This window comes from Cupriavidus basilensis (genome assembly GCF_008801925.2).
Classification (GTDB): domain Bacteria; phylum Pseudomonadota; class Gammaproteobacteria; order Burkholderiales; family Burkholderiaceae; genus Cupriavidus; species Cupriavidus basilensis.
The window spans coordinates 4,177,167-4,196,024 of record NZ_CP062803.1 but is presented as its reverse complement, the minus strand read 5'-3'; the positions used below and the strand labels follow the sequence as shown (position 1 = coordinate 4,196,024).

Annotated in this window: 15 protein-coding genes and 1 pseudogene; 9 read left to right on the top strand and 7 right to left on the bottom strand. The window is 66.4% G+C overall.

The window, feature by feature from the left end:
* Positions 1-13 precede the first annotated feature (13 nt).
* The 4 genes from F7R26_RS19335 to F7R26_RS19320 form a co-directional block, all read right to left on the bottom strand.
* Positions 14-1,135, bottom strand: coding sequence for an MFS transporter (locus F7R26_RS19335; RefSeq protein ID WP_150991229.1), 1,122 nt, complete (start codon positions 1,133-1,135; stop codon positions 14-16).
* 237 nt (positions 1,136-1,372) lie between these two features.
* Positions 1,373-2,620 carry an MFS transporter gene (locus F7R26_RS19330; protein WP_150991195.1) on the bottom strand — a complete coding sequence of 416 codons (1,248 nt, stop codon included), beginning with the start codon at positions 2,618-2,620 and terminating at the stop codon, positions 1,373-1,375.
* 140 nt (positions 2,621-2,760) lie between these two features.
* Complete coding sequence (locus F7R26_RS19325) at positions 2,761-3,174, bottom strand: VOC family protein (RefSeq protein WP_150991193.1); 414 nt, start codon at positions 3,172-3,174, stop codon at positions 2,761-2,763.
* Between the two features lie 27 nt (positions 3,175-3,201).
* Positions 3,202-3,621 (bottom strand): GNAT family acetyltransferase, encoded by a 420-nt coding sequence (locus tag F7R26_RS19320; RefSeq protein WP_150991191.1) that lies wholly within the window; start codon positions 3,619-3,621, stop codon positions 3,202-3,204.
* 150 nt (positions 3,622-3,771) lie between these two features.
* Here F7R26_RS19320 and F7R26_RS19315 point away from each other — a divergent pair, with 150 nt between their 5' ends.
* The 8 genes from F7R26_RS19315 (at position 3,772) to F7R26_RS41790 (ending at position 9,566) form a co-directional block, all read left to right on the top strand.
* Positions 3,772-4,386 carry an HD domain-containing protein gene (locus tag F7R26_RS19315; RefSeq protein WP_043350459.1) on the top strand — a complete coding sequence of 205 codons (615 nt, stop codon included), beginning with the start codon at positions 3,772-3,774 and terminating at the stop codon, positions 4,384-4,386.
* Positions 4,387-4,464: 78 nt separating this feature from the next.
* Complete coding sequence (locus F7R26_RS19310) at positions 4,465-5,013, top strand: GbsR/MarR family transcriptional regulator (protein ID WP_150991189.1); 549 nt, start codon at positions 4,465-4,467, stop codon at positions 5,011-5,013.
* Between the two features lie 93 nt (positions 5,014-5,106).
* Positions 5,107-6,618, top strand: a complete 1,512-nt coding sequence (locus tag F7R26_RS19305; RefSeq protein WP_150991187.1) for a TIGR01777 family oxidoreductase — start codon at positions 5,107-5,109, stop codon at positions 6,616-6,618.
* A complete protein-coding gene (locus tag F7R26_RS19300) occupies positions 6,615-7,226 on the top strand; it encodes a DUF4166 domain-containing protein (protein WP_150991185.1) in 612 nt (203 codons plus the stop codon). Before F7R26_RS19305 ends, F7R26_RS19300 begins: the two co-directional genes overlap by 4 nt.
* A complete protein-coding gene (locus F7R26_RS19295) occupies positions 7,223-7,657 on the top strand; it encodes a hypothetical protein (protein ID WP_206702496.1) in 435 nt (144 codons plus the stop codon). The genes F7R26_RS19300 and F7R26_RS19295 overlap by 4 nt, the downstream gene beginning before the upstream one ends.
* Before the next feature lie 138 nt (positions 7,658-7,795).
* Positions 7,796-8,494, top strand: coding sequence for a hypothetical protein (locus tag F7R26_RS19290; protein ID WP_150991183.1), 699 nt, complete (start codon positions 7,796-7,798; stop codon positions 8,492-8,494).
* A gap of 116 nt (positions 8,495-8,610) precedes the next feature.
* Positions 8,611-9,378 (top strand): hypothetical protein, encoded by a 768-nt coding sequence (locus F7R26_RS19285; protein WP_150991181.1) that lies wholly within the window; start codon positions 8,611-8,613, stop codon positions 9,376-9,378.
* Positions 9,321-9,566 (top strand): M35 family metallo-endopeptidase, encoded by a 246-nt coding sequence (locus tag F7R26_RS41790; RefSeq protein ID WP_150991179.1) that lies wholly within the window; start codon positions 9,321-9,323, stop codon positions 9,564-9,566. The genes F7R26_RS19285 and F7R26_RS41790 overlap by 58 nt, the downstream gene beginning before the upstream one ends.
* A gap of 612 nt (positions 9,567-10,178) precedes the next feature.
* Here F7R26_RS41790 and F7R26_RS19275 read toward each other — a convergent pair.
* On the bottom strand, positions 10,179-13,772 hold the full coding sequence (locus F7R26_RS19275; RefSeq protein WP_150991177.1) for an indolepyruvate ferredoxin oxidoreductase family protein: 3,594 nt from the start codon (positions 13,770-13,772) through the stop codon (positions 10,179-10,181).
* A gap of 327 nt (positions 13,773-14,099) precedes the next feature.
* Here F7R26_RS19275 and F7R26_RS41785 point away from each other — a divergent pair.
* Positions 14,100-14,870 (top strand): annotated as a pseudogene (locus tag F7R26_RS41785) (NYN domain-containing protein); the annotation flags it as partial.
* 1,209 nt (positions 14,871-16,079) lie between these two features.
* On the opposite strand, the gene gspF reads toward F7R26_RS41785, so the two are convergent.
* Positions 16,080-17,297, bottom strand: a complete 1,218-nt coding sequence (gspF, locus tag F7R26_RS19265) for a type II secretion system inner membrane protein GspF (RefSeq protein WP_150991173.1) — start codon at positions 17,295-17,297, stop codon at positions 16,080-16,082.
* Between the two features lie 16 nt (positions 17,298-17,313).
* On the bottom strand, positions 17,314-18,852 hold the full coding sequence (gene gspE / locus F7R26_RS19260; RefSeq protein ID WP_150991172.1) for a type II secretion system ATPase GspE: 1,539 nt from the start codon (positions 18,850-18,852) through the stop codon (positions 17,314-17,316).
* Positions 18,853-18,858: the final 6 nt, after the last annotated feature.

The window sequence follows — 18,858 nt, the reverse complement described above, 5'->3', positions numbered from 1 at the left end:
CAGCCCCCGGGCATCACGCCTTGCGCGCCAAAAGGTAAGGGCGCGCCAGGCGCGCGCCCGCCAAGGCGATCCAGCCCATGGTGAGAGCAACCACCCCCAGGCCGTATTGCAGGCTGGTGACATGGGCCACGCCGCCAATCATCACCGGCCCCATCAGCAGGCCGATATAGGCAAAGCGCGCCACGCGCGAAATGGCTTCGGCCGGCGCCACGCCCGGCAGGCGCGACGCCGCCACGAAGAAAATCGGCACCATGTTGGCCGCGCCCAGGCCCATCAGCGCGAAGCCGACCAGGGTCGCCGCCGGCGCGGGCCACAACAGCGCCAGCAGGATCCCCACGAATGCCACCCAGGCGCTGGCGCCGAGCGTGCGCGCGTCCGACCAGCGCGCGCGCAGGCGGTCGCCGCCAAAGCGGCCGCAGGCCATGCCACCGGAGAAGGCGGCATAGCCGGCGCTGATCCAGGCGTCCGGCGCCAGCGCCACTTCGCGCATGTAGACGCTGGACCAGTCATACATCGCACCCTCGCCAACCAGGCCCAGGAACGCCATCAGGCCCAGCAGCCAGAGCGCGCGCACCGCGTGCGCGCGGTGATGCGCGGAAGGTGGCGGCACGGGATGGTCGTCCAGCAGCCAGGGTGCCACGCCCGCCGTGACCGCCGCGGTCAGCACCGCCATGCCGAGGGCGTGCGCCAGCGGCGGCACGCCCAGGCCCAGCAGCACGCCGCCAACCGCCGCGCCCGCCATGCCGCCCAGGCTGAACATGCCGTGCAGCGCGGACATGATGGGCCGCGCGCGGCTGGCCTCCACCGTGGCGGCCTGCGCGTTCATGCCCACGTCGAAGGCCGCGTTGGCCATGCCGAAGGCGATCAGCGCCAGGATCAGCAACGCAAACTCCGGCATGGCCAGGATGGCCACGGTAGCCAGGGCGTAGACCAGCCCGCTGCGCCGGCAAGCGGCTGCGCTGCCCACGCGCCCCACCCAGCGCCCCACCGGCCCCATCGCCGCGATGGCGCCCCCGGCCACGGCCAGCATGGCCAGCGACAGCACCGCATCCGACAAGCCGAAGCGTGCCTTGATGGTGGGGATGTGCACGCCCCAGGTGGCAAAGGTGGCGCCGTTGACAAAGAACAGGGCCATGGTGGCGCGCGCGGCATGTTCCACGCGCCGCGCGCTGACCGGCGCGGCGGCGGGTGTTGCGCAGGAGGGGGAGGGCGGCTGGGTCAGGTTGGGGGAAGCGGAATCGGGCATATGGGCGGCAGGCACGGCCGGCCGCGCCGGACGGCGCGGGAGGTGGCCTGGCGGGCGCGGCAGGGTAATCGAGCCCTGCATCGTCGCACATCGGTGCGTCGGGCGCATGACCGGCGGCGTGGCCGGCTACGCCGCCGCAGTGTGGCTGGCCGTGCGCAGCAGCCCGCGCCGGTGCAGGGCAAAGCCGAAAGCCGCCAGCGCCATCAGCGCCAGCGCCACCATTACCCACAGCATCAGCCAGTAGCCGCCCGCGGCGCGCCACAGCAATGCGCCCAGCCAGGGCGCGGCGGCTTGCATCAGCAGCACCGGCGTCATCATCAGGCCGTTGAGGGTGGCGTAATGGTGGCGCGAAATCAGTTCCGGCATGGCCATGGCGCGCAGCATGGTGTTGATGCCGTTGGCGCAGCCGTACAGCACCGCCGCCACCATCAGCCATTTGCCATAGCCGAGCGCAAAGCACAGCAGGCCCAGGCACATCACCAGATAGACCGGCAGCGACAGCCGCAGCGGGTGGCGCACGGGAAAACGCATCATCACCAGGCGGCCGAGCACCTGCGCCGGGCCGATCAGCGCCGCAACCACCAGTTGCTCGCCCAGCGGCAAGCCCTTTTCGGTCAGCATCGGGATCAGGTGGGCACCCAGCAGCGAGGCAATCACCGCCAGCGCGGTGAAGGCCAGCACCACCGCCCAGAACACCGGCTGGCGCAGTGCGATCCCGGCGATGCCCGGTTGCGCGGCATCCGCCAGTGGCGCCGGCGCCGGCGCGGCCGCGTAGGTGGCATGCGCCGCATAGCGCAGGCGGGCGTGCAAGGGCGCGCAGACGAAGAGGTTGAGCCCGGCGAAGCACAGCAGCGTCTCGCGCCAGCCCAGGTGCAGCACCAGCCATTGCGCCAGCGGCACGAAGATGGTGCTGGCAAAGCCCGCCATCAGCGTCACGGTGACGATGGACTTCTGGTAGCCATCGCCAAAGGCCTGGCGCAGCACGACGAAGGCGGGCTCGTACAGCGTGGTCGCCATGGCCAGCCCGATCGGTATCCACATCAGCAGGAAGGCCGCCTGGTTCGGGCTCCACGCCCACAGCAGCAGGCCGCTGCCGGCCAGCACGGAGCCCGTGCACATCACGGCGCGCGCCGGCACGCGGTCGAGCAGGCGGCCCACCGCGAACGAGCACATCGCCCAGACCAGCAGCCCGAGCGAATAGCCGCCGGCAAGGAAGGGCTTGGAGTAGCCCAGCGTCGCGCTCATCGGCCCGATGAACACGGTGAAGGCGAAATACAGCGTGCCCCAGGAAATCGTTTCGGTGATGCCAAGGGTCCAGACCAGCTGGCGTGGCGAGATGGCGCGTGGGCCGGGTGAGGCGTCTTGTCGTGTCATGGCGCGCCTGGACGCGGTATGTACCACCGCGCGATGGCCGCCGTGAGGAGGCGGATGGCGCGCTGGGCAGCGAGGGGGTGAACGGGAATTGTAGCGGGCATCCAGGCGGAATGCCCACCTTGCGTCACATGACCTGGCGGCTATTGTTGACCCGTAGGCGGCCCTTTGAGCTCCACCATATTGCCGTCCGGGTCGTGCACGTAGATCGACGGGCCTTTGCCTTCTGCGCCGAAGCGCATCGCCACGGGACCCGGCTCCACGCCGTGCGCGCGCAAGTGGGCGCCGATCGCATCGGCATCGAACGGATCGAGGCGCAGGCAGAAATGGTCGAGGTTGCGGCCCTCCCTGCCCGGCCCGGCGCCGCCGGCACGGCCCAGCGGGCCGTCCAACGCGACCAGGTCGATCAGCCCGCCGCCCGCGCGTAACTGGATCAGGCCGAACTCCGCCTGCACACGTTCGACGCTGCAGCCAAGCACGTCCACATAGAAGCGCATGAGCGCCGTCACGTTGCCGGTACGCAGGACAAGGTGATCGATGCCGAGGATGCGGAACATGGCCAATACTCCCTGCGCTCCCAGCGCTCAGATATCCGGAATCAGCCGCTTGCCCAGGCTGACCGCCTCGTCCTGCGCGTACCCGAGGCTGCGGTAGAAGTCGATGACCTTGCTGTTGCCAGTGCGCACCAGCAGGTTGATCTTGGGGCAGCCGCGCTCGATCAGCAACTGCTCGGCGTGCGCCATCAGGCGGCGGCCGTAGTCGCGGCGCTGGTGATCCGGGTGCACCGCCAGGTAGTAGACCCAGCCGCGATGGCCGTCAAAGCCGACCATGGCCGATGCCACCGGGCGGCCCTCCACTTCGCCCACCAGGAACAGCTCGGGCTGCTCGGTCAGCTTGCGGGCAATGTCCTTCTTCGGGTCGTTCCACGGCCGGGTCAGGCCGCAGGCTTGCCAGAGGTCGATGATGGCGGCTTCGTCGGCGGCCAGGTAAGGGCGGATCTGCATGCGGATTGATGCGCCGCGGCATGCGGCGGCAATGTTAAGTTCTTGACAGTGTAGCCGCCAAACCTGTGCCAGAATCGTTGCTCAATGTTTGTTCAATCGTTGTTCATCACAAGCAAAACAAGCAGGATCACCCTGCACGGAGACCCCACAATGAGCGAAACGACCACGCACGCCCGCGCCACCTTCAGCCACATGGAACAAGGCACGCGCGAGGACTGGGCAGCGATATCCGCCGAGTTCATGCCCTTTGCGCAGGCGCTGGCCGACCGCGTGCTCGATCACCTGCGGCTGCTCGACGGCGACTGCGGCGGCTTTCCCATCGACCGCCTGACCCACTGCCTGCAGACCGCCACGCTGGCCCATCGCGACGGGCGCGACGAGGAGTACGTGGTATGCGCGCTGCTGCACGATATCGGCGACACGCTTGGCAGCTTCAACCATCCCGACATCGCCGCCGCCATCCTCAAGCCCTTCGTCAGCCCGGAGAACCTGTGGATGGTGGAGAAGCACGGCGTGTTCCAGGGCTACTACTTCTTCCATCACCTGGGCCTGGACCGCAACCTGCGCGAGCAATTCCGCGACCAGCCGGCGCTGTTCGAGCGCACCGCGGAGTTCTGCGCCAAGTACGACGGCGCGGCCTTCATGCAGGACTACGACACGCTGCCGCTGTCGTTTTTCGAGCCGATGGTGCGGCGCGTGTTCGCGCGTCCGCGCAACTCGATGTACGTGAAGGAGAACGAGAGCACGCTGGCGCAGCCGGCCTGAACCTGGCCGCCACAGGTTGACTGCAGGAAGTTGAATTTCTGTCTTGACGGAAATTTCCGAACAGATAAACTGTCAGGCATGGAACTTCAACCAGTCGCACAACGCTTCGTCCTGCACTGGGGCGAAATGGGCTCAAAGTGGGGCGTCAATCGCACCGTCGCGCAGATTCACGCCCTGCTGTTCCTTGCCGAGCATCCGCTGCCGGCCGAGGAAATCGCCGACACGCTCAACGTCGCACGCTCCAACGTCAGCAACAGCCTGAAGGAGCTGCAGAACTGGAAGCTGATCCGCACCGTGCACATGATGGGCGACCGGCGCGATCACTTCGAGACCATCACGGATGTTTGGGACCTGTTCCGCACCGTGGTACGCGAGCGCAAGCAGCGCGAGTTCGATCCCACTATCGATGCCTTGCACGAATGCGTGAACAATCCCGCGTTCGCCAAGGAGAGCAAGGAAGTGCAAAAGCGCATCATCGCCACCTTGCAGCTGATGGAGACGCTGGGCAGCTGGGGCGACGAAATGCTGCGCCTGTCACCCGATACCCTGGTCAAGGTGATGAAGCTCGGCGCGCGCATCCAGAAGCTGGTACGTGGCGACCAGCGCGCCCGCGAAGCCGGCAAGTAGCACAGGCATGAAAAGCAGGCCGCCGCGGTGGCCGCTTTTTTTGACCATATATTTCTCTTAAGACAGAAATTAATGTAAATAAGGATGCTTGAGATGGACCCCACCAGCGGCACGCTCTACACCGTCATCCTCAACCTGCTGATCGCGCAGGGATTGATGGGTGCCTTCGATACCGTCTGGCATCACGAACTGCGTTGTGCCTTGCCGCAGCAGCACAACGCCGCGCCGGAGCTGCGCCTGCACGCGATCCGGGCGGTGCTGTACGGCGTGCTGTTTGGCGGCCTGGCCTGGTTTGCCTGGGGCGGCGCCTGGCTGGTGCCGCTATGGACCATCGTTGCCATCGAGATCCTGCTCACGCTGCGCGACTTCGTGGTGGAGGACCAGACCCGCAGCCTGCCACCGAGCGAGCGGGTGACGCATACCGTGCTGGCCATCAACGGCGGCGTGATCTTTGGCCTGCTGGCCTGGCATTCGCAAGCCTGGTGGGAACTGCCATCCGGCCTGCACTTCCATCCGCAAGGCTGGCAAAGCTGGGTGCTGAGCGTATTCGCGCTCGGCGTGGCCGCCTCCGGCGTGCGCGATGCGTTCGCAAGCCGCTCGCTGGCGGCCCGCGCCGGTGCTGCGCCGGCGTTCGATTTCGCTGGCGCCGATCCCTCCCGGCGCGCGCAATCGTTCCTGCTGACCGGCGGCACCGGCTTTATCGGGCAGGCGCTGGTGCGCTCGCTGCTGGCCGATGGCCATCGGGTGACGATCTGGGCGCGCAACCCGCGCGTGGCCGCACAGTTATTCGACGGCCGCGCCGCATGCGTCGGCTCGCTGGCGCAGATCGATCCGGCCGTGCGCTTCGATGTGGTGATCAACCTTGCCGGCGCGCCGATCCTCGGCCCGCGCTGGAGCGCCGCACGCAAGCGCAGCCTGGTGGAAAGCCGCGTGGGCACCACGCGCGCGCTGGCAGCGTGGCTGGCCGCCGCAGCGTACCGGCCGCGCCTGATGATCAATGGCTCGGCGGTGGGCTTCTACGGCATCCAGGGTGACGACGACCTGAGCCAGCGTACGGAGGCCAGCGCGCCGCAGGAGATCTTTGCCTCGCAGTTGTGCCAGCAGTGGGAGGACGCGGCCCGCGCCGTGACGCCGCTGGGCATCCCGCTAGCCATCCTGCGCCTCGGCGTGGTCTATGGCCATCAAGGCGCGCTGCCCGCCATGCTGATGCCGGTGTGGCTCGGCTTTGGCGGCCCGATGGGCAGCGGCCGGCAAGCGCAGAGCTGGGTACATATCCACGACGTGCTCGGCGTGATCGCCTGGCTCTGCCGGGGCGACGCCGCGCAAGCCGCCCCGGCGGCTGTCGCCACTTATAACGTGGTTGCGCCGGATACCCCGAGCCAGGCCGGGTTTGTGCGCACGGCGGCTGCGCTGCTGCGCCGGCCCGCCTTCATGCCCACGCCCGCATGGCCGATGCGCCTGGCGTTGGGCGAGCAGGCCACGCTGCTGCTCGACGGGCTGCGCGTGGCGCCGGCGTGCCTGCAGCAGGAGGGCTATGCCTTCCGCTTCCCGACCCTGCAACTGGCGCTGGAGGACCTGCTCGGCAACGGGCGGGCACGTCGATGAACACGTTAGCCGCGCATGGCACGCACGCGGGCCCGCAAAGCCTGTACGGGACCATGCTGGGTGCCGCCCTTGCCAGCCTGCCGCCGGTGCTGCAGCGCGTGCATCGTGCCGAAGGCGTGCACCTGCGCGGCACGCTGCGCGTGCGCTGGAGCGCGCGGCGCTGGCTGCGCGCGCTGATGCGGCTGTCGGCGCTGCCCCGGCCCACGGCGGCGGCGCCGACCCTTGTGACCATCTCGCCGGAGCCCGCCGGCGAGCGCTGGCACCGCAGCATCGGCGGGCACATCGTGGCGAGCCGCATGCGGCTCGCGCGGGCCGGGCAGGTGACGGAACGCATGGGGCCGCTGGCAATCGTGCTGGCCACGCGTGTCGATGGCACCGGCCGGCTGTGGCAGGCCAGCCGCGGCGTCAGCCTGTTCGGCCTGACCGTGCCGTGGCTGCACGTGCTGGCCAGCGAACGCGCACGGGATGCGCACAGCTATCGCTGCGACGTGCGCATATGGGCGCCACGCCTGGGCTACCTGCTGCGCTATGACGGCGTGCTGACCATCCGCGAACCTGAACCTGAACCTGAATCTGAACCCGAGACTTACCTGGAGAATGTGGCATGAAGTCCAACCCAACCATCGGGCGCCATGCGTCCGCCAGCCTGCCCCGCGTACCCGCGTGGATGCCCGCTGTACTGCGGCTGGCAGCTGTCTATAACCTGCTCTATGCGATTGCGCTGAGCCTGTGGCCGTCGCAGATCTTCGACTGGCTGGGCATGCCGGCCACGCCCGATGCCATGATCCGCTGCATTGGCATGATGGTGGGCGTCTACGCGCTGGGCTACTGGATCGCGGCGCAGGACATGCTGCGCTACTGGCCGCTGGTGGTGGTGGGTCTGCTGGGCAAGACGCTGGGGCCGCTGGGCTTCTTGCATGGCGCGCTGACCGGCGTCTTCGAATGGCGCAGCGGCTTGTTCGTGCTGTGCAGCGACCTGATCTGGTGGGTGCCGTTCTGGGGGATGACGCTGTTCGCGTTGAAGCATCGGGACCGCTGATATTGCTGCGTCAGCCATATCTTTAACCCTGCTTTTGCGCAATCCCCAGGCAAAAGCAGAAATTTCCTACTCTTTTATCGCACCGTGTTGGGTATAGATTGAGGCACCCCGAATGTAACCTATAGGAGGTGCACTTTTATGGCGCTGCCCAACACGCCCTTTCGCCCATGCGGGCACGTTCTGCATACCCGGCCAGCACTGTTCGTGCTGATCAACTACGCGCCGGGGGAAGGCCAGCCGGACTGGTGCAACGCCTCATGCGAATTCGTGGAGGAGGGCAATGCCGATGCCGGCTCGGCACTGGCCGTCCATATCTCGCCCTTTGACGCTCTGCTGAACGCGGCGTTCGTGTCCAGCCCGGGCAAGCCCTATCACGTCGTGCCTGCGGCGGCTTTCGATCCCCGGACGCTGATCCGGGATGGCGGCGGAAAGCTCCATATCAACCTGCACTGCGGCTGGGCTGCGAGCGATGGGCGCATCGTGGTCCGGCGCAAAGGCGCGCTCGCCAGCGTTTGCATGGTGCAGACCGAAGAGATCCCCCCAGCGCGGCGCGATGCCATCGACCTCGAGATCGACCAGCAAGGCATTGCCAGGTACGAGCGCCTGCGCGAACACGCCGGACTCTTCGCGCACGCGGATGCGCATTGCCTGCTGGACGCCTGGACGGAACAGCAACGGCATCAGGCCGTGGCGCTGGCCATACAGCGCATGCCGGGAACGGTCCCCGCGGGCGCGCAGATCAATCAGGTTGCCCTCTACGACCCCGAAGCCGCGCAATGGCACTTCTTGCCCATCGAGGTGTTCTTCGACGAGCCGGATCGCAAAACGAATGCCTGAACGGTTGGCTTCAGGCCGGTAATCGAGTTTCAGCAAGAACACGCTATCAGAGAGGTCTTCCTATGATGAATTTGCGATGTGCGCTTCGCGACGGGGATCGCACCAGTAACAACGGCATGCTGATGGGCACCGGGGAGATGACGCACCACGGCGCGCGGGTTGGCGTCGAAGGGGATTTCGCCACGTGCCCGGTGTGCAAGAGCGGCGGCACCGTCACCAATGACTGCTACCCCGCGTTCAGCCTGATGGACAAGCAGATCCTGGTGGAAGGCGCCCGCGTCAACTGCAAATGTGCCGTCAAGCCAATTGTCATTGCCTCGCAGAACACCTTCACCATTCAGGTGACCCGTGGCGGTCACACGCATTTGCCGGCGGATAGCGCTGCCGCCGCGCCGGTGGAGGCATCGAACAAACTGGTGGCGGGGGTGCCCAGGGAAACGTCCGAAAACGATCCCACGCTGATCTGCCAGAACATGAGCAACGCGGAGTTCTACGCCACGATGAACCGGCTGCGCGACAAGGCTGTGCGCCTGATGGGTGATCGACTGGTCGAGCTGGACCGGTGGAATCGGGCGGATCAGGACAAGGTCAGGCTCTGGTTTGGCAATGCGAGGGAGGATACGCGCGAGACATTGCGTGACGGGTTGGCCCGGATGCGGGAGATCATGCGTGGGCTGACTGACAGGAACTATGAGCGCCAAACAAAGGAAGCGCTCGCCAGGGCTGGGTGCGTGCCGCGCGCGAAGGATGGGGAGATTCCAGCGGCCGCCTCCATCTGCAAGTCGGACGGACGTATTCAATTTTTATTGGACACCTTTTCTGCACGATGCCGGATGAGGCTAATCGAAATAATGTTACTCCATCGGCCAATGATTCCAAACTAACGACTTTGATTCATGAGGTTTCGCATTTTCCAGCAGCAATGAATACGGAGGATTCATGGAGCAATATCAAGTGGGCACAAAAGCAGGCTGCTCGTGATAAGTTCTGCCTGAACAATGCGGATAGTATCGCTGCCTACGTTGCAAACATTCCAAATTGGGATGGATTGACGCCGGTGTGGAGGCCATAGTGAAACAGCTACTCGTTGCGACCGTATTCTTGTTTTCACTTCCCACAATGGGGTGCACCTTGGGGTATGTTGACTACGAGCCCGTGTTTTCAAATGGTCGATCTGATCTATCGGCAAGTGAGGTCATGCGTCTCGCAAGTTGGCGGGCACAACTTAGACTATGGCTCCCGAGTGGAGGGAAGTATCTGGTCTATGTTCGCCAGAATGCGCGCGTAGGTGTGTCAGCCAAGCTGGCGGAGCAGAGGCGAAAAAACCTGTTGTCTACGCTTTCGAATATGGGTATCGACAAGGTGGACATTGAGGAATCCGCAGTCCGTAGATTTAGCGACGGCCTGAGGCCAGGTCCGGAACTGCGACACCTCACCAATGTTGCGGAGATTTCAATCATCCCGCGCTGTCCGCACGCCTGCTGCCCGGGGCCGCAGCCACTGGAGACGTAAGCGGAACACAGGTCCTCTGCCTCCGTTTCGTCGGACTCAACCGCCAGCCCGGGCGAAATTGTGATGCCGGGCAGGTCGCGACGGAAACAAAAAACCCCACATTTCAGAAAAATGTGGGGTCCGTCCGCAACCGGAGCGCCGCTTCGCGGCGGCGCTCCGTTCAACCTGAAACTCAAGCTACCCGCTGCGCCGTCTCCGGATGCCGGAACTGCTCAAGCAGCGCCGTCCAGCGCGTACGCACCTTCGCCAGGTTGTCGTCCTTGACGTGCCCGAAGCCGCGAATGTCGTCCGGCAGGCTGGCCAGCGTGATCGCGGTTGCATGGTTGGCCGCGCTCAGGCCGCTCGTCAGTTCCTCCAGCAACGCACGATACTCGCCGATCAGGGCGCGTTCGGTGCGGCGCTCGGCGGTCTTGCCGAACACATCGAACACGCCGCCGCGCAGGCCTTTGAGCTTGGCCAGCACGCCGAAGAGCTTCATGGTGGAGGGGCCGAAGCGGCGCTTTACAAGATGCCCCTTCTCGTCGCGCTTGGCCATCAGCGGCGGCGCCAGCCAGAAATTGAGCTGGTAGTCGCGACCGGGCTCGCCTTCGAACTGGTTGCGCAGCTTGTCGAGGAAGACCGGATCGGTATATAGGCGCGCGACTTCGTACTCGTCCTTGTAGGCCATCAGCTTGGACAAGTTGCGTACCGCCGCTTCGGTCAGCGGCAGCGGCTTGCCACTGCCAACCAGCGCGCTTTCCGCCGTGCGCACACGGTTCACCGCGTCGCGGAAGGCCTGCGCGTATGCGGCATCCTGATAGGCAGTCAGGTGCTCGGCGCGGTGCGCGATCAGCTTTTCCAGCAGGGCGCCGGACGAGGTGGGCAGCTTGACCACTTCCGCGCCTTCGGCGGTGTTGCGCAGCTTGCCGGTGAGCGACAGCACATGCTCGGGGTCGTGCGCCATGTGGCGGCCCCAGTCGAAGGCGGCCTTGTTCTTTTCCACCGCTGTGCCGTTGAGCTCGATGGCGCGCACCAGCGCGTCCAGCGATAGCGGCAGCCAGCCCTTTTGCCAGGCGTAGCCGAGCACCAGCGGGTTGGTGAAGATGGCGTCGCCGATCAGCGCCACGGCCAGGCCGCTGGCGTTGATGAAGTCGCAAGCCTCGCCCACCGCGTTGCGCACATCCTGTTCCGCCGACAGGCCGGGGAACTGCCACTTGGGATTCTTGATGAACTCGGCGGTGGGCGTCTGTGCCGTGTTGACGATGGCGCGCGTGCGTCCTACCTGGGTCTTGGAGATGACATCGTCGGTGGCGCTGACGATGGCATCGCAGCCAATCACCAGGTCCGCTTCGCCCATGGCGATGCGGGTGGCGTGGAGCTGGTCCGGGTGCGCGGCAATCTGCACGTGCGAGAGCACCGCGCCGCCCTTTTGCGCCAGGCCGGCCATGTCGAGCACGGTTACGCCCTTGTTTTCCAGGTGCGCGGCCATGCCGAGCAAGCCGCCGATGGTGACCACGCCGGTGCCGCCCACGCCCGTGACCAGCACGCCGTAAGGATGCTCAAGGCCGGGCAGCGCCGGTTGCGGCAAGGCCGGCAGGTTGTCCATCGACACGCCGTGGCGCTCGGGTTTCTTCACCTGTGCGCCTTCTGCCGTGACGAAGCTCGGGCAGAAGCCGTTGACGCACGAGAAGTCCTTGTTGCAGGACGACTGGTTGATCTGCCGCTTGGTGCCAAGCTCCGTTTCCAGCGGCTCCACCGACAGGCAGTTCGACTTCACCGAGCAGTCGCCGCAGCCTTCGCAGACCGCGTCGTTGATGAAGGCGCGCTTGGCCGGATCGGGGTAGGTGCCGCGCTTGCGGCGCCGGCGCTTTTCGGTGGCGCAGGTCTGGTCGTAGATCAGGATGGTGGCGCCGGGCACCTCGCGCAGTTCGCGCTGGATCTTGTCGAGCTCGTCGCGGTGGTGCACTTCCACGCCTTGCGGCAGCTTGATGGCGGCGCTGTATTTTTCAGGCTCGTCGGTGACGACGACGATCTTCTTCGCGCCCTCGGCCGCCACCTGGAAGGCCACATCCTGCACCGACAGCTTGCCGTCGATCGGCTGGCCGCCGGTCATGGCGACGGCGTCGTTGTAGAGGATCTTGTAGGTGATGTTGACGCCTGCCGCGATCGATGCGCGAATCGCCAGCAGGCCGGAGTGGAAGTAGGTGCCGTCGCCCAGGTTGGCGAACACATGCTTGTCGCCGGCGAAGGGCGCTTGCCCGATCCATGCCACGCCTTCGCCGCCCATCTGGCTGAAGGTGCTGGTGCTGCGGTCCATCCACACCGTCATGTAGTGGCAGCCGATGCCGGCCAGCGCGCGCGAGCCTTCGGGCACGTTGGTGGAGGTGTTGTGCGGGCAGCCCGAACAGAACCAGGGCTTGCGCTCGGCCGCCACGCGCGGCACGGCCATGGCTTTTTCCTTGGTCTCGATCACTGCGATGCGCGCGGCAATGCGCGCGCGCACGTCGGCGGGCAGCTCGAACTTGTCGAGCCGCGTGGCGATGGCGCGGGCGATGATGGCGGGCGACAGTTCATAGTGCGCCGGCAGCAGCCAGTTGCTCTGCGGGATCGACCATTCGCCGCCTGCGTTGTCTTTTTCGTCGAACTTGCCGTAGACCTTGGGGCGCACATCGTCGCGCCAGTTGTAGAGCTCTTCCTTGAGCGCGTATTCCATGATCTGGCGCTTTTCCTCGACCACCAGGATTTCCTGCAGGCCTTCGGCAAAGGCGCGTGCGCCATGCGCTTCCAGCGGCCACACGCAGCCCACCTTGTACAGGCGGATGCCGATGCGCGCGCAGGTCTCATCGTCCAGGCCCAGGTTGGCCAGCGCCTGGCGTGTGTCGAGATACGCCTTGCCGCCGGTCATGATGCCGAAGCGCGCATGCGGCGAATCGATCTCGATGCGGTCGATCTTGTTGGCGCGCACATAGGCCAGGCCGGCGTACCACTTGTAGTCGAGCAGGCGCGCTTCCTGTTCCAGCGGCGGATCGGGCCAGCGGATATTGAGGCCGCCCGGCGGCAGGATGAAATCCTGCGGCAGCACGATTTCCACGCGATGCGGATCCAGCTCCACCGATGCCGATGACTCCACCACATCGGTCACGCATTTCATCGACACCCACAGGCCGGAGTAGCGGCTCATGGCCCAGGCATGCAGGCCGTAGTCGAGATACTCCTGCACGTTCGAGGGATAGAGCACCGGCAGGCCGCAGGCCTTGAAGATGTGCTCGGACTGGTGCGCCAGCGTGGACGATTTGGCGGCGTGATCGTCGCCCGCCAGCACCAGCACGCCGCCGTGCCTGGAGGAGCCGGCAGAGTTGGCGTGCTTGAAGACGTCGCTCGTGCGGTCCACGCCCGGGCCCTTGCCGTACCACATGCCAAACACGCCTTCGAACTTGGCGTCGGGATACATATTCACCTGCTGCGAGCCCCATACCGAGGTGGCAGCCAGGTCTTCATTCAATCCCGCCTGGAACACGATGTCGTGCGCGGCCAGATGCTGCTTGGCCTTCCATAGCGACTGGTCCAGCGCGCCTAGCGGGGAGCCACGGTAACCAGAGATAAAGCCAGCCGTGTTCAGGCCGGCGGCGCGGTCGCGCTCGCGCTGCAGCATCGGCAGGCGTACCAGCGCCTGCGTGCCGCTGATATATACGCGGCCACGCTCCAGCGTGTATTTGTCTTCCAGGGAAACGTTTGCGAGCGCGCGGCGGATGGCGTCGCTGACCGGAGGGGTCAGGGGGGCATTCATAGGTGCTCCTCTATGGGGCATGCAGTCGGGATCACCGACTTACTTCAGTTGTGGGCGACCGTACGCCGCCTCTTGTGAAGGCGGAAAACGACCGTGTCTCGTTGCAGCATGGTAGCACCGCCCCCAAGGGGGCGGCACCTTGCGACGCAGCAAAAAGCGCGCCCGACACAGGCGTGCTTTCCCGAATGGACACGCTTCGCGTGTACACTGCGTTGCAAACAGGTTTACGCAACAAACGGGCAGATGCGGACCGTGCGCCATATCTTCAGGGATTGTGCCCCGGTGCAACCCGCCCCATCCGAGGCCGACCGGCCTCCAGGACCCAACATGACTATTTCCTCCCGCCAGGGCACTGCGACCCTGGCCGTGCTGATCGACGCCGACAATGCGGCGCCCGCCATCGTCGAAGGCCTGCTGGCCGAAGTCGCCAAGTACGGCGTAGCCGCCGTCAAGCGCATCTACGGCGACTGGACCAAGCCCAACCTGGCCGGCTGGAAGGAGCGCCTTCTGTCGCACTCCATCCAGCCGATCCAGCAGTTCCGCTACACGGTCGGCAAGAACGCCACCGACAGCGCGATGATCATCGACGCGATGGACCTGCTGTACACGGGCCGCTTCGACGGCTTCTGCATCGTCTCCAGCGACAGCGATTTCACCCGCCTGGCCTCGCGCATCCGCGAGCAGGGCCTGACCGTGTACGGCTTTGGCGAACGCAAGACGCCCAAGCCCTTCGTCACGGCCTGCGACAAGTTCATCTTTGCCGACGTGCTGCGCAGCGACGCGGACGCCGACACCGATACGGAAGCCGACGGCGCCGCCGCGCCCGCGCGCAAGCGCAACAGCGGCGAACTGCGCCAGGATTCGCGCCTGGTGCGCCTGCTGCAAAGCGCCTCGCAAGCGGTCTCCGACGAAGACGGCTGGGCCACGCTTGGCGGCATGGGTAACCACATCGCCAAGCAGGCACCCGAGTTCGACTCGCGCAACTACGGCTACGGCAAGCTCTCCGAACTGGTCGCTGCCACGGGCTTGTTCGAGGTCGAGACCCGCAACGGCAACAACAACAAGACGCTGTGGGTGCGCCTGAAGCGCCGTTCCAAGACCGGCGAAGCCGAGCCCCGCCAGGGCGACGAGCGCCAGGCTGAGAACCGCCAGGCTGAGAACCGCCAAGGCGAGAACCGCCAAGGCGAGAACCGCCAAGGCGAGAACCGTCAGAGCGAGAACCGTCAGAGCGAGAACCGCCAGCCCGAGAGCCGCCAGGGAGAGAACCGTCAAGGCGAGAACCGTCAAGGCGAGAACCGCCAGGGCGAGAACCGCCAGCCCGAGAGCCGCCAGCCCGAGAGCCGCCAGGGCGAGAACCGCCAGGGCGAGAACGTCCAGGCAGAAAGCCCTCAGGCTGAGAACCGCGAGAACCGTGACAACCGCGAGCGGCGCGAGAATCGCCGCAACAAGCGGCGTGGTGGCGATCGCCAGCCTTTCCCGCAGCAACAAGGCTCACGGCCGGAGCGTGCGCAGCAGGCTGCACTGCCTTTGCAGCCTGCGCCGGTGCCCGAATTTGCAGCTTCCGCCCCCGCTCCCGTTAGCGAAACCGCCCCGTCGTTCGTGGTCGATCCGATGGACGTGCTGGAGCGCGCGGAGCAGGCTTACAACGGCGCCGAGTCCGAGGACGAGCAGGACGACGCCGATGCTGGCGAAAACGGCGACTCGAACGGTGGCCGCCGCCGCAAGCCGCCCAAGCCCGAGGTCACGCTGAGCGAGATCCCGTGGCCGATCGACAGCTCGATCTTCGTGGCACCGTCGTCCACCGTGGTGGCGGCGGTTGTCGAAGCCGCTGAGGTCATCGAGATTGTCGAGGTGGCGCCGGTTGTGGAAGCGGTCGAGGTCGTCGAAGTCGTCGAAGTTGCTCCGGTTGTGGAAGCCGCCGAGGTGGTCGAGGTTGCCGAGCCGGTCGAGCCCGTGGTTGAGGTCAAGGCGAAAGCCAAGGCCCCGGCCCGCGCGAAGAAGACGGCTGCACCCGCCAAGAAGGCTGCGGCACCGGCCAAAAAGGCAGACGCACCCGCCAAGAAAGCGGAAGCACCCGCCAAAAAGACCGCTGTAGCCGCCAAGAAGGCTGCTGCGCCGGCCAAGAAGGCTGCCGCTCCCGCCAAAAAGGCTGCGCCTGCAGCCAAGAAGGCAGCCGCTGCCGCGCCGGCCAAGCGCGCACCGAAGAAGACGGCGAAGGCTGCTGAATAAACCACACTTGTCAGAACGCAAAACGGCGCCGCAAGGCGCCGTTTTGCATTTCGGCGGCTTGCGCCGCCAGCCGCGTGACTACCGTACCAACTGGTTGATCTCGATGATCGGCATCAGCACCGCCAGCACGATCAGCAGCACCACCACGCCCATGCTGAGGATCAGCAGCGGCTCGAGCAGGCTGGTGAGGAACAGCGTGCGGCGCTCCAGTTCCGCGCCTTCGCCCTGCGCCGCGCGCTCCAGCATGATCGGCAGGTTGCCGGTGGCTTCGCCGGAGCGGATCAAATGCACCAGCACGGAAGGAAACTGGTTCTGTGCGGCCAGCGCACGGGCCAGCGATGCGCCTTCGCGCACCCGCGTGGTGGCGTCATCCACATTGGCCTTGAGCGCCTCGTTGGTCAGCGTTTCCCCGGCTGCCTGCAGGCTGCGCAGGATGGGCACGCCAGCGGATACCAGGATGGCGAGCGTGCTGGCGAAGCGTGCGGTGTTATAGCCGCGGATCAGCTTGCCGACCAGCGGCGCGGTCAGCAGCCAGCGGTGCCACTCCAGGCGCACACCGGGCTGGCGCAGCAGGCTGCGTATGCCCAGGCTCACCGCCACGATGAACGCCAGCGCGGCCCACCACCAGTTGCGTACGAAATCCGACAGCGCCAGCATGATGATGGTCAGCGTCGGCAGCTTCTGCTTGGTGTTGGCGAAGACGCTCACCACCTGCGGCACCACATAGGACAACAGGAAGATCACGATGGCGAACGCCACCACGGTGACGATGGCGGGGTAGGTAAAGGCCAGCCGGATCTTGGCGGTGAGCGAGTTGCGCGTCTCGATATAGTCCGCCAGCTTTTCCAGCACCAGGCCGAGGTGGCCCGAGTGCTCGCCGGCGGAAACCAGCGCGCGGTAGATATCCGGAAAATCGCGCGGATGGTGCAACAGCGCCACCGAGAGCGAGCTGCCGCCGACCACGTCCGCGCGGATGCCGGCCAGCAGCTCGTGCACATAGCGGCGCTCGGCCTGGTCGGCCAGCGCCGCCAGTGCTTCGTCCAGCGGCAGGCCAGCCACGATCAGGCTGGCGAGCTGGCGCGTGAACAGCGCCTGCTCTTGCGTGGAGAGCCGGCGCACGAAGGCAGCGGTGCTGCTTTTCTGCACGCCGCCGACGCCGGCCAGCGGATCCACATTGAGCGGTGTCAGGCCGCGCGCGCGCAACTGGCCGCGGGCCTGCTTGGGGCTGTCGGCTTCGATGACGCCGCGATCGGTCTTGCCGGCAGCGTCGACGGCCTCGTAACGATAGGCTGGCATGTCTCTGGGCTCGCCCTTAGTCGCGCGTGACGCGCAAGACTTCCTCCAGCGCGGTCGCGCCCGAGTCGATCCAGCGCTGCGCATCGCGGCGCATGGTGTGCATGCCGCGCTCCAGGGCCACCTTCTTGATCTCGGATTCGGCCGACTGGCGGTGGATCATGGTGCGGATCTCGTCATCCACGCTGAGCAGCTCGTACACGCCCATGCGCCCCTGGTAGCCCGAGTGGCCGCATTTGTCGCAGCCCACCGCATGCCACACGCGTTGCAGTGGTTTGCCTTGCGCCAGCAGCACGTCGGTTTCATCGGGTGTGACTTCGATCACTTCCTCGCGCTTGCAGTGCTGGCACAGCCGGCGTACCAGCCGCTGCGCCAGCACGCCGAGCAGCGACGACGACAGCAGGAAGGGCTCGATGCCCATGTCGACCAGCCGCGTCACCGCCGAAGCCGAGTCGTTGGTGTGCAGCGTGGCCAGCACCAGGTGGCCCGTCAGCGAGGCCTGCACCGCGATCTGCGCGGTTTCCAGGTCGCGGATTTCGCCGATCATCACCACGTCCGGATCCTGGCGCAGGATGGCCCGCAGCGCCTTGCCGAAGGTCATGTCGATGCGCGGGTTGACCTGGGTCTGGCCAATGCCGTCGAGGTCGTACTCGATCGGGTCTTCCACCGTCATGATGTTGGTGGTGCGCGAATCGAGCCGCGACAGCGCGGCGTACAGCGTGGTGGTCTTGCCCGAGCCGGTCGGCCCGGTCACCAGCACGATGCCGTGCGGCTGGCGGATCAGGTGATCGAAGCCGCCCAGCGTGCCCGGCGCCATGCCGAGCTTGGCGAGATCGAGGCGGCCGGCTTCCTTGTCGAGCAGACGCAGCACCGCGCGCTCGCCGTGGCCGGTGGGCAGCGTGGAGACGCGCACGTCCACGGGACGCCCACCCACGCGCAGCGTGATGCGGCCGTCCTGCGGCAGGCGTTTTTCCGCGATGTCGAGCTGCGCCATGATCTTGATGCGCGAGATCAGCGCGCCGTGCAGCGCCTTCTTCGGGCGCACCACGTCGCGCAGCGTGCCATCCACGCGAAAGCGCACCACCGAGGATGACTCGAACGGCTCGATGTGGATATCGGAGGCGCCTTCGCGCGCGGCCTGGGTGAGCAGCGCGTTGATCATGCGGATGATGGGGGCGTCGTCCTCGGACTCCAGCAGGTCTTCCACGGCGGGAATGTCCTGCATCAGCCGCGACAGGTCGACTTCGCCCTCCACCTCGCCAACCACCTGGGCGGCGCTGCCGCTGTCCTGGCGGTTGTAGGCCTCGGACATGGCGAGCTCCAGCGCATCGGGCTCCAGCACGCGCAGGCGCAGCGGCCCGTGCACGCGTGCCACTTCGGCCAGCGCTGCGGGCGAGGTGGCGCGGCTGACCCACACCTCCAGGCCGTCGGCGCGCTGGTGCGCGATCAGCAGGCGGGCTTCGCGCGCGAAGCCGTAGGTGACCAGGCGCGCGGCGATGGTCGACGGCGGCTCCAGCGGCTCGTCGGGCATGGTGGCGGGGGCGATGCTTGTGGCCATGGCGCG

Excerpts from the sequence above, each read along its gene's own strand:
- F7R26_RS19330 (WP_150991195.1), bottom strand. The coding sequence starts at position 2,620 with ATGACACGACAAGACGCCTCACCCGGCCCACGCGCCATCTCGCCACGC.
- F7R26_RS19320 (WP_150991191.1), bottom strand. The coding sequence starts at position 3,621 with ATGCAGATCCGCCCTTACCTGGCCGCCGACGAAGCCGCCATCATCGAC.
- F7R26_RS19315 (WP_043350459.1), top strand. The coding sequence starts at position 3,772 with ATGAGCGAAACGACCACGCACGCCCGCGCCACCTTCAGCCACATGGAA.
- F7R26_RS19325 (WP_150991193.1), bottom strand. The coding sequence starts at position 3,174 with ATGTTCCGCATCCTCGGCATCGATCACCTTGTCCTGCGTACCGGCAAC.
- F7R26_RS19285 (WP_150991181.1), top strand. The coding sequence starts at position 8,611 with ATGCTGATGGGCACCGGGGAGATGACGCACCACGGCGCGCGGGTTGGC.
- F7R26_RS19300 (WP_150991185.1), top strand. The coding sequence starts at position 6,615 with ATGAACACGTTAGCCGCGCATGGCACGCACGCGGGCCCGCAAAGCCTG.
- F7R26_RS19305 (WP_150991187.1), top strand. The coding sequence starts at position 5,107 with ATGGACCCCACCAGCGGCACGCTCTACACCGTCATCCTCAACCTGCTG.
- gspF (WP_150991173.1), bottom strand. The coding sequence starts at position 17,297 with ATGCCAGCCTATCGTTACGAGGCCGTCGACGCTGCCGGCAAGACCGAT.
- F7R26_RS19310 (WP_150991189.1), top strand. The coding sequence starts at position 4,465 with ATGGAACTTCAACCAGTCGCACAACGCTTCGTCCTGCACTGGGGCGAA.
- gspE (WP_150991172.1), bottom strand. The coding sequence starts at position 18,852 with ATGGCCACAAGCATCGCCCCCGCCACCATGCCCGACGAGCCGCTGGAG.
- F7R26_RS19335 (WP_150991229.1), bottom strand. The coding sequence starts at position 1,135 with ATGGCCCTGTTCTTTGTCAACGGCGCCACCTTTGCCACCTGGGGCGTG.
- F7R26_RS19275 (WP_150991177.1), bottom strand. The coding sequence starts at position 13,772 with ATGAATGCCCCCCTGACCCCTCCGGTCAGCGACGCCATCCGCCGCGCG.
- F7R26_RS19295 (WP_206702496.1), top strand. The coding sequence starts at position 7,223 with ATGAAGTCCAACCCAACCATCGGGCGCCATGCGTCCGCCAGCCTGCCC.
- F7R26_RS41790 (WP_150991179.1), top strand. The coding sequence starts at position 9,321 with ATGCCGGATGAGGCTAATCGAAATAATGTTACTCCATCGGCCAATGAT.
- F7R26_RS19290 (WP_150991183.1), top strand. The coding sequence starts at position 7,796 with ATGGCGCTGCCCAACACGCCCTTTCGCCCATGCGGGCACGTTCTGCAT.